Genomic DNA, 16892 nt, shown 5'->3' on the forward strand with positions numbered 1-16892 from the left:
GGCCTAAGTTAAGCTTTTGACAAAGAAGCCCCGATCATTTAACTAAATTTAACAGATGCTTTCTTAAGTTTGCAGAAGAAGCACGACTTAAAAAATTTTCGATGTCAAACCTGCTGGTAAAAGATAATAATGCCCTGAAATTCTTCATGACCGAAGACTTATATATCCTTCCGGAAAAAGAAGTACTAAAGCCTGCTGATAAAACAGAAGAATTATCAATTCCGGAACCGGTAAAAATTCCTGAGACGATACAAATACCAAAGATCGAAGCAGTAGCAGAGGAAATTAAGGCTCCTGCCGAAGAAATAAAAAAAACTATTAATTTCTCCTATCTCGGAGATAACAATAAATATTTTCTTATTCTGATTGACGACAGCAAAAGTACTGAAATCAGCGGATTACATAAAGAAACCCTGCTTAAGATCATGTCTGCCAAAGGGCTCGAAATCAGGGATCTGGCAATTCTCAACCTTGACAAGCATCAGAGTGTAAATTTCAGCGAACTAAAAGATTATTTCAGCTGCAGCAGAATCGCTTTATTTGGCATTGACCCGAAGCGAATCGCTTTGCCTTCCATGAGCTCAAACAAAGTTGAAAATTACATGAATGTGAAGATTCTGGCAACATTCGGTATTGATGAAATGATCAATGATGTGACAAAAAAGAAAGAGTTTTGGGCTGTTATGAAAGAATTTTAATATGGAACTGGTCTTTGCAAGCAACAATCAGCATAAAGTAGAAGAAATACAGGCAATGATCGGCAGCACGATCAAACTCAAAAGCCTCAGGGATATTGGCTGTACTGAAGAGATTCCTGAAACCGGACGGACATTTGCAGAAAATGCAGGACAGAAGAGCCGTTTCGTTTATGAAAAATTCGGACTCAACTGCTTTGCCGATGATTCTGGTCTGGAAATAGATGCCCTTGGAGGTGAGCCTGGCGTTGATTCTGCACATTATTCAGGCAGTCGCAACTTTGAACAGAACATGCAATTGGTACTGGACAAATTGGGCGATTCAGAAAATCGTGCAGCACGGTTTAAAACAGTAATTTCTTTAATTATTGAAGGTGAGGAGTTTCTTTTTGAGGGCAGTGTTGAAGGCAGAATAACAAAAAGCAGAACAGGTACAGGAGGTTTTGGTTATGACCCCATTTTCAAACCTGATGGATACGATATCAGCTTCGCAGAAATGAGTGCGGATGAAAAAAACCGCATCAGTCACCGGGCTAAAGCAACTGAAAAGCTAATCTCCTTCCTGAAAAGCCGCTACTAATTTTTACCGGCTTTAGTTGTCGTTTTATTTGAGGGTTTAGGCGCAACTGTGGCTGCCGGGCCTTTTTCAGGCATCTTTGACCCATTTTGAGCAGGTTTTGTACTTTTTCCGCCTGTGGCTTTTGTGCTTTTACTTTTATCTGCTGCAGGCTTGTCAGATTTATCTTCCACCAGCGCAGGAATAATTTCCTCCTTTGACTTCGGACGATCACGCGGCTTCCAGATAAATCCCTTCAGCACCCTGTCCTCTTCCTTAAGTTCCTCCATAGGGGTAATTGTGGCCTCAACAGAACGTATCGCTGTAATTCCCTGTAGTTTATTATCCTTCAGCAAGATCTTAAGTCTGCTGCTGATCAGATGATTCAGTCCGCTGTATGCAGTATCTTCTTTCAGATAATAAACACTCTCTGCATTTCCATCTACAAACATCCTGCTCAGCTTATTGTTCAGAAAATAGCCCGTAATCAATTTACCCTTGATCTGATTAAAATTAGTTGAATCCGCATCTTCCGTATTCGCAATAAAACTATTCTGCTGCAGGATCATATTATCCAGCTTTTTATTTTTCATCTGCAGAAAAACTGTATCGCCCGACAATTGAGAGCCCTGAGCCCATATCATAGGATTCGTGAAGCACCTTACAGTTGAATCTGAATAGCTAAAAAACATGGAATCTGCTCTTGCCTGCAGATCAGATTTAAATATTTTCGCCTTATGATAAGCAATAATGATTCTGGACTTTGCAGTATCAGTACTTGCAGAGTCAACTTTAAGATTCACTTTGCTTTTCAATGTATCTGGTCCGGCCTTGCCGTCATTTTGTTTCAGATTTGAAGGAGGAATTTTGGCTTGCTGTTCAGGCTTATCAGTCCGGGCAATCAATTTTGCGGGAGGCTCATCCTTCAAGGGTGCTTTTTTTACCTCAGGTTTAAGCGGCTCATTATCCGGGACAGCTTTTGAACCCGGTGCTATAGCATCCTGACTAATTGCAGCAGTATCAGCTTTCTCTGCCACAAGCTGATCATCAGGCAGCATTTCCTGTTTACGATACGGCTCAATATCCCTGTTAAAGACAACCTTACTATATAAAGTATCCGCAGTCATCCAGATGGAATCAACCTTTGCAGAATCTGATTCGGAAATGATCACTACATAGGGGCTCTTTGTAACCAGAATACTCTCATCCGCCTTTTTATAGAATCCCAATCCCCCCTTAAGCAGGGCCTTTTCTACTGTATCAATAAAAGTTATATGCCCGATTGCCCTTCCAATTCCTGCCTTACGATCATAAAAAAGGCTGTCGCCGGTCATTGATTTACTCCCCTGAGTATAAAGATTTTTTTTTCCGAAACGGGCCTGTTCCAGATTAGTATCGTAAGTGCCGTTTTCGGTATAGAGTGTATCGTCCTTACCATAAATATTAGTAGGACCATAGAAATAGGCAATCTTTGAATTTGAATTATACCGGAGGGTATCATTTTTGATCACAGCATCAGGAGTATTCAGCACCACATTATGCCTGAAATAAGAGTCTCTGCTATTCGCAAAATAATACCCATTCTTGCTGGTCAGCACATTTTTTCCGTTCACTATCTTGCCACCACCGGTGTATGTACCAATCCTGGTGGTCATATCATAGGTTAAATATTCTGTACTAAGCGTTGCATCCCCATCCAGCATCCGTACATTGTTGGTCAGAACAGCCAGTTTGGTATTCCCGTCGTAGTTAAGAAGATCTGAATAAATTGTTGTACCTGAAGGCTGAGTAATTACCACATGACCAAAAGCCTGAAAAGTATTGGCAGACTGATTAAAATCTGCACTATCGGCTGCCAGGGTAGACCCTTCATGTGCAAAAACAGGACGAATAATACGTGCAAAACCCGAAGACTGAAAGCCTTTAATTAGTTCAGATGATCTGATCTCGATTTGCCGGCCCTGAGCAAATGCTCCTATAGCCAGAACTATAAACAGAACAGATAGTATGATTCTTCTCACAATGCAAAAATAGTTTTTTGGCTAAGGATTTTTAATTAAATAATTTTGACAGTATGACAGTTATCCAGCGTTTCCAAAACTACATCAAAGAACATGCCCTTTTCAGGGATAATGAGCCTGTGCTCCTTGCTGTCAGCGGAGGGCGCGACTCAGTGCTGATGGCTCATTTGTTTAAGTCTGCAGGCTATACATTCGGGATTGCACATTGCAATTTCGGGCTAAGAGGCAATGAATCTGAACAGGACGAGGCATTTTGCACTGAACTTGCACAAAAGCTGGATGTCCCCTTTCATTCAGTCCGCTTTGATACTGCTGAATTTGCCGGAGAGCATCGTATCTCTATTCAGATGGCTGCCAGAGATCTTCGTTATCAATGGCTGGAAAAAATCAGATCTGAATCAGGATACCGGTACATCGGAGTTGCACATCATCAAAATGATGCCACAGAAACCATGCTTCTGAATCTTACCCGCGGAACGGGTATTTCGGGATTACATGGCATATTACCCAAAAAAGGAAAGCTCATCAGGCCGCTCCTCTTTCTTAGCCGGGAAGAAATCAACGATATTTTCAACAAAGAGAAGTATACTTTTCGTGAAGACAGTTCTAATCTTTCTTCAAAATATGCCAGAAACAAAATCAGGATTGAAGTAATTCCGGTTTTAAAACAATTAAACCCGGCACTGGAACACACTTTTGAAGAAAACCGCAAACGCTTTGCCGATCTGGAAGTACTTCTGGAGCAAAGAGTCGCAGAATTAAGAGATCAGTTATTTAAAAAAATAAATTCAGAAGAGATTGAGATCAGTCTGCCTGATTTACAAAAGCTCAGGCCTCTGGATACATTAATGTATGAACTCTTCAAACCTTATGGTTTTTCTGAGCCTGTACTTACAGATCTGCAAAAATCCTGGTATGGCGAGGCCGGTAAAATTTTCCAATCCGTGAGCCATCAGTTATTACTGGATCGCAATAAATTGATCTTAAGCACGATTGAGGAAACAGAAACTGAAGAAACACTGATCGATCAGCAAAACGGGTATTGGTTATGGCAGGGGAAAACATTCAAATCAATTATTTGCACTGCAACTGAATTTCAGCTAAAAAAAGACAAAAACCTGGCACAGCTTGACCTTGATCTGCTGCAATTTCCGCTAAAATTAAGAAGCTGGAAAAATGGCGATCATTTTCAGCCCTTAGGTCTGAAAGGCACAAAGAAACTCAGTGATTTTTTTATTGAGCAAAAGATCAGCCTTAATCATAAAAAAGATATCGGAATACTGGAAAACAACAACGGTGATATCCTTTGGGTTTCCGGACTGAGAATCAGTGAACGCTATAAAATTAGTTCAGGCACCAAAAAAGTTTTTATCTTAGAACAATTCAAGTAATATGCAGGAAGATCAGGTAACTTTTTTAGAAAGGCAGTATCTGGGTCGTGATCATGGCCGGATCAGTATTCGTCTGGTTCTTGCCCTGTTTTGCTTTGCTGCATATTTCATTACTGAGAAGCGTGAAGAAAATGCCGAACTGTTTCTGGTAGTAGGCTTTGGCATTCTGGTAGCTTCGGTTATAATGATGTTTTTGCTTCATTACAAAACCACAGTGAATAACAAAAGTATTGTTCTTGATGGTTTGTGGACTACTAAAATGGTTAAGATAGACCTTAACAGCATTGTAAAAGTAGAACGTACCCCCTACAGTTCGTATATTATCAATAATCCGGTTTACAACCTGCATCAGAAGGGCACTGTTCGCTTTTATGCAGGTGGTAAAGATGCAGTTAAACTTACCGACCGTGATGGTCTGGTGTATATCATCGGCACTTTGCACCAGAAGGAATTGGAAAGAAGTATCCTGAAGGAGATGAAGAAGTAATTTACTTCTTAGGCTTAGGCTGTCATCCACAGATTTCTTCTTGCTTAAAATACTTTTCTAACTGTAAGAATTCCATTTGCTCGTCGACCTGCCTGCCTGCCGGCAGGAATGACGGGGTAATTGAATACCCCCACCAACAAAAAAAGGAACCTGCTATTAAACAAATTCCCTTTTCAGCCAATTTACAATACTTATTTCTTTAAGCCGATCTCCCTCAGGCGCTCATCCAGGTATTCACCGGCTGTCATATCCGTATAAGCTTTCGGATAATTGATATCAATACATGAATCCAAACAGGTTAAATCCATATTTCCTTTTGGATGCAAAAAGAAAGGAACAGAAAATCTGGAAGTCTTCATCAGCTGACGCGGCGGGTTAACCACACGATGAGTAGTAGACTTCAATTTATTATTTGTTAAACGCTGAAGCATATCCCCAACATTTACCACAATATCTTCTACATGAGCCTTTACAGGATACCAGCTTCCGTCCCGGGTTAAAACCTCCAGTCCGTCGGCACTTGCCCCAATCAAAAGCGTAATCAAATTGATATCCTCATGAGCCCCCGCACGCACTGCATCCTGGGGTAAACTATCAGGGTCTTCAATCGGGAAGTAGTGAATTGCCCTCAGAATTGAATTCCCGTTATGAACCTTTTCATCAAAATAATTCTCAGGAAGATTCAGATAAACAGCAATAGCCCTTAACAAATGCTTACCGGCATACTCCAGACGTTCATACACTTCACGGGTAACTTTATTGAAGCCCGGCAGTTCATCAACCATGATATTATCCGGATATTCCGATTTTACAGGATCATGGTCTGTAACAACCTGTCCGCTTTGCCAGAATTCTTTCAGATCAGGTGTTTTTGAATCTTTAGCTTTTTCCCTGCCTTTACTGGTATAACCTCTCTGACCGGCAAGCTCAGGCTTTTCATACTTCAGTTTTTGCCCTTCAGGCATACTAAAGAATTTTTTCACTTCAGAATAAAGTTCATCAATGAGCTCCTGAGTCATCCCATGATTAGCAATCGTAACGAAGCCCGTATCATTAAATGCTTTACCGATATTATCGGAAAAACGCTTTCTCTGTTCCGGACTACCTTTGATGTAATCGTTCAGATCAAGGCGCGGAATATTTACTTCTGATGACATAATTTACTGGTTAGTTTATGCAGCGAATATACAAGCAATACTTAATAAGTTAGAACAATACAAGGGCTAAAATTACATAACAATTTGATAACCAGAATATTATTATCAATGCTTTAACCCGGAATCAGATAAATGAAAATTCATTTATGAAATTTCCGGTAGCGCGCCAACATCATAATTACAATAAAAAGAAGTGCAAGGGGTATCAGAATTTTCATTGATCAAATATAAGCCCAATGAGCAATAAAAAATTAAAATATTTTTAAAATTACTAAAAATATTAGTATAATTTTGCAGATATGAATGATAAAGAAAAAATCGAAGCAGCAATACTGATGCTAAAAAAGCTGAAGAGAATGGTTGGATTCTTTATGAAAAGTGAAATATCACTATTAATCGACAAGCTTGAAAACAGTATACCCCAAAATGAGAAAGCACTGAAAGCCTGTCAAAACAATACAGAAACTAAGACTTCTTTTGCACAAGAGTCAGACCTGCTCTGATCTGTCCTCTGTCGGCTGCAAGCAAACTAACCTGAACCGTTCCTTTATTACTTGTCGGAATCGTAACTGAGCTGACCCCCTGCTTTAAAAGTTCCTTTATTTCTGTTGCAGGATCCAGCTCAAAAACCATCATTTTTTTACTGACATCCCAATCACCCATTGATATTACTTCAGTAGTTGATTTCAATAATAATTTTTTAGCGTTTTCCATGGTAATAGTAACTTCTGTACCACGCTTTATGCTTGCGGCAACAGGCAGATTGAGCAATAAATAATAGTTTTCATCTACTGCCCTTACAGAAAAGCTCAGACGGGTTTTACCGTCCCCATCTTTGAAAAGATACTGAGAAGTTTGTCTGATATGTTCATTTGTCCGTTTTTCAAGCCTGTCAATAACCAGCGAGGGCGACTGAGAAAAAGAGCTCAATGAGCTAAGAACAAGAAAAAAAACTAACAAGGAAGAACGCATGTAATTTATTCAGATTTAAAAATAAATTACTCCCCCGAACTTGCCGGAGCTTTCCCTATCAGTTCCATAAACTGATCCAACTTAGGGGTAATAATAATCTGAGTACGTCTGTTTCTGGCTTTTCCGGCTTCAGTATTATTATCAGCAATGGTATTGTACTCACCACGTCCTCCGGCAGTAAGACGTTTAGGATCAACACCATAATTGTTCTGAAGCGACTGAACAACTGAAGAAGCCCTCAAAGCACTCAGATCCCAGTTGTTTCTGATATTCGGCATTGAAATTGGCACATTATCGGTATTACCCTCGATCAGCACCTCGTAGTTATCATAATCCTTGATGATCTTTGCGATTTTACCCAATACCTTATCGGCTCTGTCTGAAATCAGATAACTACCTGATCTGTAAAGCATATTGTCGGCAAGAGATATATACACCACGCCTTTCAATACCTGAACATTTACATCGCTCATCTCTTCACGGGTCAGAGAGCGGGTCAGGTTATTGGTGAGTACCAGATTCAAAGAATCACTCTTATTTTTTGCATTAACTAATTGCTTTATATATTTATTTGAACTGTTAATCTCATCAACCAGCTTGGAAATATTCACATTGCCCTGACTGCTGGAGGTTAAGCATTTATCCAGAGCCTTTTGAAGTGATTCCAGATTGGAACGTTCTGAAGCAAGCTGCTCCTCCACACTCCTCACACGAACCTGCGATTCGCTCAAATTATTCTGAGTTTTCTGCAATTTCTGATCCAGATCCCGGTTAGTATCCTGCAGAAGATTATAATTGGTCTGAAGCTGACTATGACTGGTCTGAAGCGTTGTATATTTCTTTTTACTTATACAGGATTGAGCCAGGACAGCTGCAATTAATAATACCGGTAATAAGGACTTATTTTTCATAATTGAATACTAATTAAGAGCGTAAATGAAGAATATCAAGTATTAACGATAAATAAATATAAACATTATTTGAGTTACATAAAGTTACAAATATTCTTCCTCAACAATTAAAAAGAACAGATATTCTATTGATTGTGTCAGGTTATAAACATAATAATTGATTTAGATTGAAATTCTATCACTCCTGACGCCCTTTAAAACACAATCAAGACCGGTGAATAAACCCGCGGCCTCCCGATAGAGGACTACTGTGTACCCACATCTTCATCAGTTCTAATATTTTGGGATTGTAATTTCTATACATAGGGGCTTTCTGTTTGAATGTAAATTAACATTCGATTGAAAAGATTTCAGGATACTTCAATAATCATCCGGACTCTGTTGATTAAATAGGAATCATCCTCAATCTCACGAGCTAATTAATTTAAATAAATTAACTTTGCACTTTCAAATTCAGGCACTCAAACACAACATTAAATGATCCATTTTTTTGTCAACCCCAAAAACACCGTTTTTGCAGTTCAAACACAAAATGAGATATCAAAAGAAGATATCAATAAGTTAAACTGGTTATTTGGGGACGCACATAAATTAGAAGAATCTGTACTATCTGGTTTTTTTACCGGCCCAAGGGCAGCAATGGTTACACCCTGGAGTACCAATGCCGTTGAAATTACCCAGAACATGGGAATTTCGGGCATTATCCGTATCGAAGAATTTGAAAAAGTAGCATCAGACTTCAATGAGTTTGATCCCATGCTTTCTCAGAAATATGCTGAACTGAATCAGGAAATTTATACTATCAATATCAAACCTGAACCAATTCTGGATATCGATGATATCGCAGCTTATAATAAATCAGAAGGGCTTGCGCTTAGCACTGAAGAAGTTGATTATTTAAATAAACTATCTGATAAACTTGGCAGGAAACTCACCGACTCTGAGATATTTGCGTTTTCACAGGCTAATTCTGAACATTGCCGTCATAAAATTTTCAACGGTACATTTATTATTGATGGCGAAGAAAAGCCTGTTTCTCTCTTCAAACTCATCAGAAAAACATCAGAAACAAATCCGAACGATATCGTTTCTGCATACAAAGACAATGTGGCTTTTTTAAAAGGCCCGCGGGTGACTCAATTCGCTCCAAAGAGTGCAGATAAGCCTGATTTCTATGAAGAAAAAGAATTCGACTCTGTTTTATCATTAAAAGCAGAAACACATAATTTCCCAACCACTGTTGAACCATTTAACGGAGCCGCAACCGGTTCGGGTGGTGAAATACGCGACCGTCTGGCAGGCGGGCAGGGATCTTTACCACTGGCAGGAACAGCGGTTTACATGACCTCCTACTCCAGACTGGGCAACAACCGGACATGGGAAAAAGGTATGGAAGAAAGACCATGGCTTTACCAGACACCAATGGATATCCTGATCAAAGCCTCTAATGGAGCATCTGATTTTGGAAACAAATTCGGTCAGCCATTAATTGCCGGCTCAATACTAACATTTGAGCACGAGGAGAATAACCGTAAAGTTGCTTATGATAAAGTGATCATGCAGGCAGGCGGTGTTGGCTACGGTAAACTGGATCAGGCAATAAAGCATACTCCAAAAACAGGTGATAAAATCGTGATCCTTGGAGGAGAAAATTACCGCATCGGAATGGGCGGAGCTGCGGTTTCATCGGCCGATACCGGGGCTTTCGGCTCAGGCATAGAACTCAATGCCATTCAGCGTTCCAATCCTGAAATGCAAAAACGTGCTGCCAATGCCATTCGCGGACTGGTTGAAAGCGATAACAATCCGATCGTATCAATCCATGATCACGGTGCAGGCGGTCATTTAAACTGCTTATCAGAATTAGTGGAAGCTACAGGCGGCCTGATCGATCTGGATAAATTACCTGTCGGCGACCCCACCTTATCCGCAAAAGAAATTATTGGCAACGAATCGCAGGAACGTATGGGTCTTGTGATTGGTGAAAAAGATATTGATACCCTGCAAAGAATTGCAGATCGTGAGCGTTCTCCGATGTATCAGGTTGGAGATGTAACCAATGATCACCGCTTTACCTTCAGGTCAAAAACAAGCGGAGCAACTCCAATGGATTATGCTTTGGCCGACTTTTTCGGAAGCTCTCCGAAAACCATTATGGCTGATCAGTCTGTATCGAGAAACTATGCAGATTTAAACTACAGCAGTTCAGATATTCCATCTTACCTGAATCAGGTATTGCAGCTGGAAGCCGTGGCCTGTAAAGACTGGTTAACCAATAAGGTCGACCGCTGTGTAGGCGGCAGAGTAGCAAAGCAGCAATGTGCCGGACCATTACAATTGCCATTGAATAACGTAGGTGTTATGGCTCTTGATTTTAAGGGCAAAGAAGGTATTGCCACTTCAATAGGACACTCGCCGGTTTCAGCACTCGTAGATCCGGCAGCCGGTTCGCGCAATGCGATGGCCGAAGCTCTGTCAAATATAGTCTGGGCTCCGCTGAAAGACGGTTTACATTCTGTTTCCCTTTCCGCAAACTGGATGTGGGCATGCAAAAACGAAGGAGAAGATGCCCGTTTATACGAAGCTGTAAAAGCCTGTTCTGATTTTGCCATTGAGCTTGGAATTAATATCCCTACCGGAAAAGACTCATTATCCATGAAGCAGAAATACCCGAACGATGAGGTAATTGCTCCGGGAACAGTGATCATTTCAGCAGCCGGAAATTGTTCAAACATTACCAAAGTAGTTGAACCGGTTCTGAAACGTAATGGCGGTAATATCTATTACATCAACCTTTCGCAGGATTCCTTTAAGCTGGGTGGTTCATCCTTTGCTCAGATCCTGAATAAAGTAGGTTCGGAAGTTCCAACTGTATGCGATGCAGCCTTTCTGAAAAAAGCATTCAATATATTGCAGGATCTGATCAAAGACCGGAAGATCAATGCCGGTCATGATGTTGGCAGTGGCGGCTTGATCACGACCCTGCTCGAGATGTCGTACGCAGAGGTAAACCTGGGCGCAAATTATGATCTGAGCTCTTTGAGAGAACAGGATACCATAAAAGCATTGTTCAACGAAAATATTGCGGTGGTATTCCAGGCTGATGCAGCTGTTGAGGCTGTCTTTGCACAAAACAATATTGAGCTATTCAAAATAGGTACTGTTGCAGAAGGAAATGAAGTAAGCATTAGAAATAATCAGGATAGCTTCACTTTCAATATTTCTGAAACCAGAGATACCTGGTATAAAACCTCATTTCTTCTGGATTCCAGACAATCCAGAAACGGAATGGCACAGGAACGCTATAACAATTATAAAAACCAGCCACTGCAATTCAGCTTCCCGGCACATTTTGATGGAAAATTACCTGTCATAGCAAAGGGAAGTGCCAGACCAAAGGCAGCAATCATTCGCGAAAAAGGAAGTAACTCAGAACGCGAAATGGCAAATGCCATGTTCCTGGCAGGTTTTGATGTAAAAGATGTACACATGACCGACCTGATATCAGGCAGGGAAACACTGGAAGACATTCAGTTTATCGGTGCAGTTGGGGGGTTCTCCAATTCAGACGTTCTGGGATCAGCCAAAGGCTGGGCAGGAGCATTCCTCTACAATGAAAAAGCCAAAACGGCATTAAAGAATTTCTTCAAACGTGAAGACACCCTCTCTGTAGGAATCTGTAATGGCTGCCAGTTATTTATGGAGCTTGAACTAATCAACCCGGATCATGAGATTCATGGTAAACTGCATCATAATAGCTCGCATAAGCACGAAAGCGCATTTACATCCGTAACTATTCAGAAGAACAATTCAGTAATGCTTTCCAATCTGGAAGGTGCAACTTTAGGGGTATGGATCTCTCATGGAGAAGGCAAATTCAATCTGCCATATTCAGAAGATCAGTACAATATTGTAGCCAAATACGGATATGAGAACTATCCGGCAAACCCGAATGGCTCAGACTTCAATACAGCAATGATGTGTGATGCTACAGGCCGGCATCTGGTGATGATGCCGCATATCGAACGTTCCACTTTCCCGTGGAACTGGGCGAATTATCCCGATCGCGGACAAAAAGACGAAGTTTCACCATGGCTGGAAGCATTCGTAAATGCGAGGAAATGGATTGAGAAGAAGTAGATCATAGGATTTAGGCAGCCTGCAAAATGGGGATTGCTTGATTTTCAGGTATTTTTATCGTCATTCCTGCCTGGCTGTACGTCATTCCTGCCTACCGCAGGCAGGTCGAACGAGCGAATGAAATTCTTCAGTTAAAAAATTATCTGTAACGAGGAGAAATCTGTTAATGCCGGGCTTGGCTTTAGTAATGAGATTTCTCAGTCGTGCCTCCTTCAAGATGATGGGAGTAACCCCCAACACCCCTTTCTCAAAACCTAATAAGCCATTCTCAAACGCTCTGCAAATTCATCCGGCAAAGGACTTTCCTCTATGGCATTTGCGGCCTTTTCAACATCATAATCAAAACGGATAAAGTCAATCTGTAAGCTATCGGGATGATTCACAGCACTGTTTTCGTTCAATGTGAGCATCACATAACAGCCTGCCATGATATCATCTTTCGGTTTACCTGCAGAGCCCAGATTAATGACATGCTTCAGCTTATTACCTGCCTGAATAATCCGGTGAAACGGTTTGTGGGAATGTCCCACACAAAGTATATCTGCTCCCGATTCATTCATTAAGTCCAGAACATAACTTTCCTCTGTATCTTCCAGAACATATTCATTCACATCCCTCGGACTGCCATGAACCAGAAGAATCCTAAGATCTTCATTATTTAAGCTATAATCCAGTAAAATATGAGCAGGTAAAGTCAGCAGATAAGTTCTGTTCTCAGGTTTGATGATATGATAAGCGTAATCCTTGCCCGTAGAGTCCAATAGCTCAGGAGCCACAGGTAGCAGATTTTTCACATAGAGATCGTGGTTCCCGGCAATCGTAGCAATTCCTCTTTTACGGACTCCCTCAATAATTTCATTCGGCCATACATTATAACCTACCAGATCGCCCAGACAGTAAACCGCATCCGGTTTCCGGCTGTCCAGATCCGCTAAAAAAGCCTCGAATGCCGGCAGGTTGGCATGTATATCAGAAAAAAGAGCAATTTTCATGATGCAATATCAGAATTAGGATAATATTTACGGCGAAGCCGGAAAGCCACATTAACCAGCGCAATCAGGGCAGGTACTTCTACCAGCGGACCGATTACCCCAACAAAGGCCTGTCCGGAGTTAATACCGAACACCCCAATCGCAACCGCAATAGCCAGCTCAAAATTATTCCCCGCTGCTGTAAAAGCAATGGAGGCATTTTTAGAATAATCGGCACCCAAAGCTTTACCAAAAAAGAAACTAAGCAGAAACATGATCGCAAAATAGATGAGCAGAGGAATCGCAATTCTCACGACATCAAAAGGGATCTGCACGATCAGCTCTCCCTTCAAACTGAACATGACCACAATGGTAAATAACAATGCGACCAGCGTGATTGGAGAGATGAAAGGAATAAATTTAGTTGTGTACCATTCCTCTCCCTTCAGGCTGATCAGACTATAGCGACTAATGATGCCGGCAGCAAATGGCAAGCCGAGGTAGATCCCTACAGATTTAGCGATTTCTCCGATGGTAATATTCACTTCAGAGCCTTCAAAGCCAAATAAAGGAAGTAGTAAAGTGATAAAAACATAGGCATAAACGCTGTACAAAAGCAGCTGAAAAATACTGTTCAGAGCTACAAGTCCGGCGGCATACTCCCTGTTTCCTTCAGCAAGTTCGTTCCACACGATCACCATGGCAATACAGCGCGCCAGTCCGATCAGAATCAAACCAACCATGTATTCCGGCTTATCCGCCAGAAAAGTAATGGCCAGAATAAACATCAGTACCGGACCGATGATCCAGTTCAGAATCAATGAGGCGCTGAGCACTTTTGTATTCCGAAAAACCTCTGCCATATTCTCATATTTCACTTTTGCCAGGGGCGGGTACATCATCAGGATCAATCCGATAGCCAGTGGAATATTAGTCGTTCCGCTCGAATACGAATTGATGAATCCGGCGGTTGAGGGCACAAAATAACCCAAAGCCACTCCGGCAGCCATAGCCAGAAAAATCCATAATGTTAAATAGTGATCAAGAAAGCTAAGCTTCTTTCTCTCATGAGCCGGTGCGCAATGATTTGCTGACATCTGATTTGAATTGATCAAACAAATAGACTTAAGCGATATGCTTATAGATAAAATCTGCCGAATAGGCTTTAATCATTTCCCTAACCCTTCTGAACTCATTCATGATTTCCTCTTCAGTTCCCTGAGCCTTTGCCGGATCAGGGAAATTAAAATGAAAGCGTTCCACATTACCCGGAAAATACGGGCAAGCCTCATTGGCATTATCACAAACCGTAATGACGTAATCAAAAGGGATATCCAGATATTCATTCACATTGTTGGAAGTATGCTTTGAAATATCAATACCATCCTCTGCCATGATTTTGATTGCACGTGGATTCACCCCATGAGTTTCTATGCCTGCACTGTAAATTTTTGCCCTATCGCCGGCAAAATGCCTCAGATAACCCTCAGCGATCTGACTGCGGCAGCTGTTTCCGGTACAGAGTACGAGTATATTTTTCATTTCAGAATTCATTCAATTATTATATCGCAATATTACGATATAATTATGAAAACATCAAAAATTTTAAGGTTAAGCTATTTAAAGATGAGGTAAATTTTAAATCTTCTTGTCCCTGTGGGTATTGTCAGCAACAGGCGTGTGTTAACAAAGCAGTAAACTATTTGTTGGACAACAACAGCAAAGGCAGAACTATTGTACAGTTTTATATTTGGGTTGCTGTTTTGGATTTACGAACCTCCCCCTGCCAGCCCTCAATGCTGAATACGCTCTCCCTCAACATGAGGCGGACAGGCATGATCCATAAAAAACTGTGGTATTAATTAAAAAGGAAGTACACAGCGTGTGTCTTGTCTGATGTGCATGTCTCCCTCCGGCGGGGGTTGGAGGTGGTAAACTTTTTAATTAGCAACAAAACCAACAAATTTAAGTGATAACAAAGTAAAAAGCAGAGAAGATCAGAAACTTCTAATAAAGCTCCTTCTTCCTGTTGATCAGGTAATAAACCAGTGCGAAACCAACCAAAGGGGAAGCAAATACAGAAACCAGCACTGATCCAAAATATCCCAGGGGAGTCTTACGACCATAATAAGCAATAATGTGGGTCATTAACAGAACCATCAGCAGCAAAAAGATCTCAGGGCCTGAGATATTTGAAAATTGAAAAAATCTCATCATGCTTGAATTAATACTAATATACTAATTCATTCAATAATATTGTCTTTGTGGATCCTATTGCTAAATCAAGTTTCGAATTGTCCATACCTTTTTAACCTGATTAGAATTGTTATGATAATCAAAGCGGATAATTATGTACTACCTAAGCACTATCTTTTGAGAGATTAGTGATGCTGGAGATGAGACTTCCATAAACAAAAAACCCCTCAGAAATAATCTGAAGGGCTTTTATTCTGTGGGAGATACTGGGTTCGAACCAGTGACCCCCTGCTTGTAAGGCAGGTGCTCTGAACCAGCTGAGCTAATCTCCCGCTTTGGGACTGCAAATATAGAACTAGAATAGTTTATTGCAAAATAATTTTTAAAATAGATATTAAGCACCTTAAAACCAGTTATTTGAACATCCTCTTCAATATATTATCATGACAATGAGTAAAGAAAGAAGCCTCTCCCGGCATCTTTACCCAACCAAACCTCCCATTATCCACCTCTTCAAGCAACACCATAATCCCGGCCAATCCGATAATTAGCCCCCAGCGTCTTCGGGTATTTCTTTTCCAACACCCCTGTACTTGAAAGCTTTTCATTTCGCTCTTTTCCCTCATAAATCCGATTCTTTTGCCTTTCTGCCGGAAGCACCAAACTTTCAGTCCGGTCAATTACCCCCTCTCAGCTTTCCGGAAAGTTCAATCTCCTTCCGGCCTTGCCGGAGAAGGCTCCATTGCCTCCGTTTCTGATAATTCCCATGATGTTAAATTTTAAGGGTTAAAAAATTAATGAAGTACCGGTACAGTGCAAACCTGAGGAGAAACCGAAAATCACTGAAATTTTTGCCGGAATTTGCCGCTACTTGCCGGATAAGCCGGTAACAGGAAGCTCTCTGAACCGGAAGTTTAGGGGAATTATTCGGGCCTGATGGCAGACAAAAGGAAGACAAGCGGCAGACAAAAGGCAGAATCATTCCATACTCCGCCCTGATGTTACCCCTGATTCTTCAGCAGGGCTTCAGACTTTGTTCGCTCTCTGCCGAACATTTCCCGAAGAAAGGGGGGTATTTCCCGAACAACTCCCGAACACTTCCCGAAGAAATGGGGTGTTTTCCCGAAGAACTCCCGAACACTTCCCGAAGAAAGGTGCAGGATTTCTGCAAAAACAGTGGGAGCCGGATCGGTCCATTGTTGAAGAAGGACAGAACATGTGCCGAAGCTGTCTGCCACTTGTCTGCCACTTGATTCGGAGGATTCCCGAATAAATGCGCTGCAGGTCCCGAAGAATGATGGGAAAGGCAATGGAATTAAAAATTAAAAATCACTGTTGTCCGGGAAAAATACACAATCAGTTGTTAATGTCTGTTTCTGTATCGTAGAGCCGGTT

The 16892-nt window shown here is 41.1% G+C and carries 15 protein-coding genes and 1 tRNA gene; 6 read left to right on the forward strand and 10 right to left on the reverse strand.

What is annotated here, in order from left to right; genetic code table 11:
- The first annotated feature begins 101 nt into the window (after window positions 1-101).
- Together P2W72_RS07810 and rdgB are read left to right on the forward strand one after the other, a co-directional pair.
- The gene (locus tag P2W72_RS07810; RefSeq protein ID WP_276360526.1) at window positions 102-698 is read left to right on the forward strand and encodes a hypothetical protein; all 597 of its coding nucleotides are present in this window, start codon (window positions 102-104) and stop codon (window positions 696-698) included.
- A 1-nt stretch (window position 699) separates the two neighbouring features.
- Entirely contained in the window at window positions 700-1275 is a 576-nt protein-coding gene (rdgB, locus tag P2W72_RS07815; protein WP_276360529.1) for an RdgB/HAM1 family non-canonical purine NTP pyrophosphatase, read from the forward strand.
- Here the strand turns inward: rdgB and P2W72_RS07820 are convergent.
- Window positions 1272-3272 (reverse strand): OstA-like protein, encoded by a 2001-nt coding sequence (locus tag P2W72_RS07820; protein WP_276360532.1) that lies wholly within the window; start codon window positions 3270-3272, stop codon window positions 1272-1274. The two genes, rdgB and P2W72_RS07820, sit on opposite strands and share 4 nt — an antisense overlap.
- Window positions 3273-3325: 53 nt before the next feature.
- On the opposite strand from P2W72_RS07820, the gene tilS reads away from it, so the two are divergent.
- On the forward strand, window positions 3326-4663 hold the full coding sequence (tilS, locus tag P2W72_RS07825) for a tRNA lysidine(34) synthetase TilS (RefSeq protein ID WP_276360535.1): 1338 nt from the start codon (window positions 3326-3328) through the stop codon (window positions 4661-4663).
- Between the two features lies 1 nt (window position 4664).
- On the forward strand, window positions 4665-5150 hold the full coding sequence (locus P2W72_RS07830; RefSeq protein ID WP_276360537.1) for a hypothetical protein: 486 nt from the start codon (window positions 4665-4667) through the stop codon (window positions 5148-5150).
- A gap of 191 nt (window positions 5151-5341) precedes the next feature.
- On the opposite strand, the gene P2W72_RS07835 is transcribed toward P2W72_RS07830, so the two are convergent.
- Entirely contained in the window at window positions 5342-6307 is a 966-nt protein-coding gene (locus P2W72_RS07835) for a 2-oxoglutarate and iron-dependent oxygenase domain-containing protein (RefSeq protein WP_276360540.1), read from the reverse strand.
- Between the two features lie 299 nt (window positions 6308-6606).
- On the opposite strand from P2W72_RS07835, the gene P2W72_RS07840 reads away from it, so the two are divergent.
- Window positions 6607-6810, forward strand: coding sequence for a hypothetical protein (locus P2W72_RS07840; protein ID WP_276360543.1), 204 nt, complete (start codon window positions 6607-6609; stop codon window positions 6808-6810).
- Here P2W72_RS07840 and P2W72_RS07845 read toward each other — a convergent pair.
- Together P2W72_RS07845 and P2W72_RS07850 are read right to left on the reverse strand one after the other, a co-directional pair.
- Complete coding sequence (locus P2W72_RS07845; RefSeq protein WP_276360546.1) at window positions 6773-7279, reverse strand: hypothetical protein; 507 nt, start codon at window positions 7277-7279, stop codon at window positions 6773-6775. The genes P2W72_RS07840 and P2W72_RS07845 overlap by 38 nt on opposite strands.
- A gap of 26 nt (window positions 7280-7305) precedes the next feature.
- Window positions 7306-8190, reverse strand: coding sequence for an OmpA family protein (locus P2W72_RS07850; RefSeq protein WP_276360548.1), 885 nt, complete (start codon window positions 8188-8190; stop codon window positions 7306-7308).
- Between the two features lie 477 nt (window positions 8191-8667).
- On the opposite strand from P2W72_RS07850, the gene purL reads away from it, so the two are divergent.
- A complete protein-coding gene (gene purL, locus P2W72_RS07855) occupies window positions 8668-12330 on the forward strand; it encodes a phosphoribosylformylglycinamidine synthase (protein ID WP_276360551.1) in 3663 nt (1220 codons plus the stop codon).
- 254 nt (window positions 12331-12584) lie between these two features.
- Here purL and P2W72_RS07860 read toward each other — a convergent pair whose 3' ends face one another.
- From P2W72_RS07860 to P2W72_RS07885, 6 genes are all read right to left on the reverse strand, one after another.
- A complete protein-coding gene (locus P2W72_RS07860; RefSeq protein WP_276360553.1) occupies window positions 12585-13322 on the reverse strand; it encodes a metallophosphoesterase family protein in 738 nt (245 codons plus the stop codon).
- Window positions 13319-14398 (reverse strand): ACR3 family arsenite efflux transporter, encoded by a 1080-nt coding sequence (arsB, locus tag P2W72_RS07865; protein ID WP_276360556.1) that lies wholly within the window; start codon window positions 14396-14398, stop codon window positions 13319-13321. The genes P2W72_RS07860 and arsB overlap by 4 nt, the downstream gene beginning before the upstream one ends.
- Before the next feature lie 28 nt (window positions 14399-14426).
- Window positions 14427-14843, reverse strand: coding sequence for an arsenate reductase ArsC (locus tag P2W72_RS07870; RefSeq protein ID WP_276360558.1), 417 nt, complete (start codon window positions 14841-14843; stop codon window positions 14427-14429).
- Window positions 14844-15308: 465 nt separating this feature from the next.
- On the reverse strand, window positions 15309-15518 hold the full coding sequence (locus tag P2W72_RS07875) for a hypothetical protein (protein WP_276360561.1): 210 nt from the start codon (window positions 15516-15518) through the stop codon (window positions 15309-15311).
- Window positions 15519-15754: 236 nt separating this feature from the next.
- A tRNA-Val gene (locus P2W72_RS07880) sits at window positions 15755-15829 on the reverse strand.
- A gap of 81 nt (window positions 15830-15910) precedes the next feature.
- A complete protein-coding gene (locus P2W72_RS07885; RefSeq protein WP_276360563.1) occupies window positions 15911-16105 on the reverse strand; it encodes a hypothetical protein in 195 nt (64 codons plus the stop codon).
- Window positions 16106-16892: the final 787 nt, after the last annotated feature.

This window comes from Daejeonella sp. H1SJ63 (genome assembly GCF_029360775.1).
Classification (GTDB): domain Bacteria; phylum Bacteroidota; class Bacteroidia; order Sphingobacteriales; family Sphingobacteriaceae; genus Daejeonella.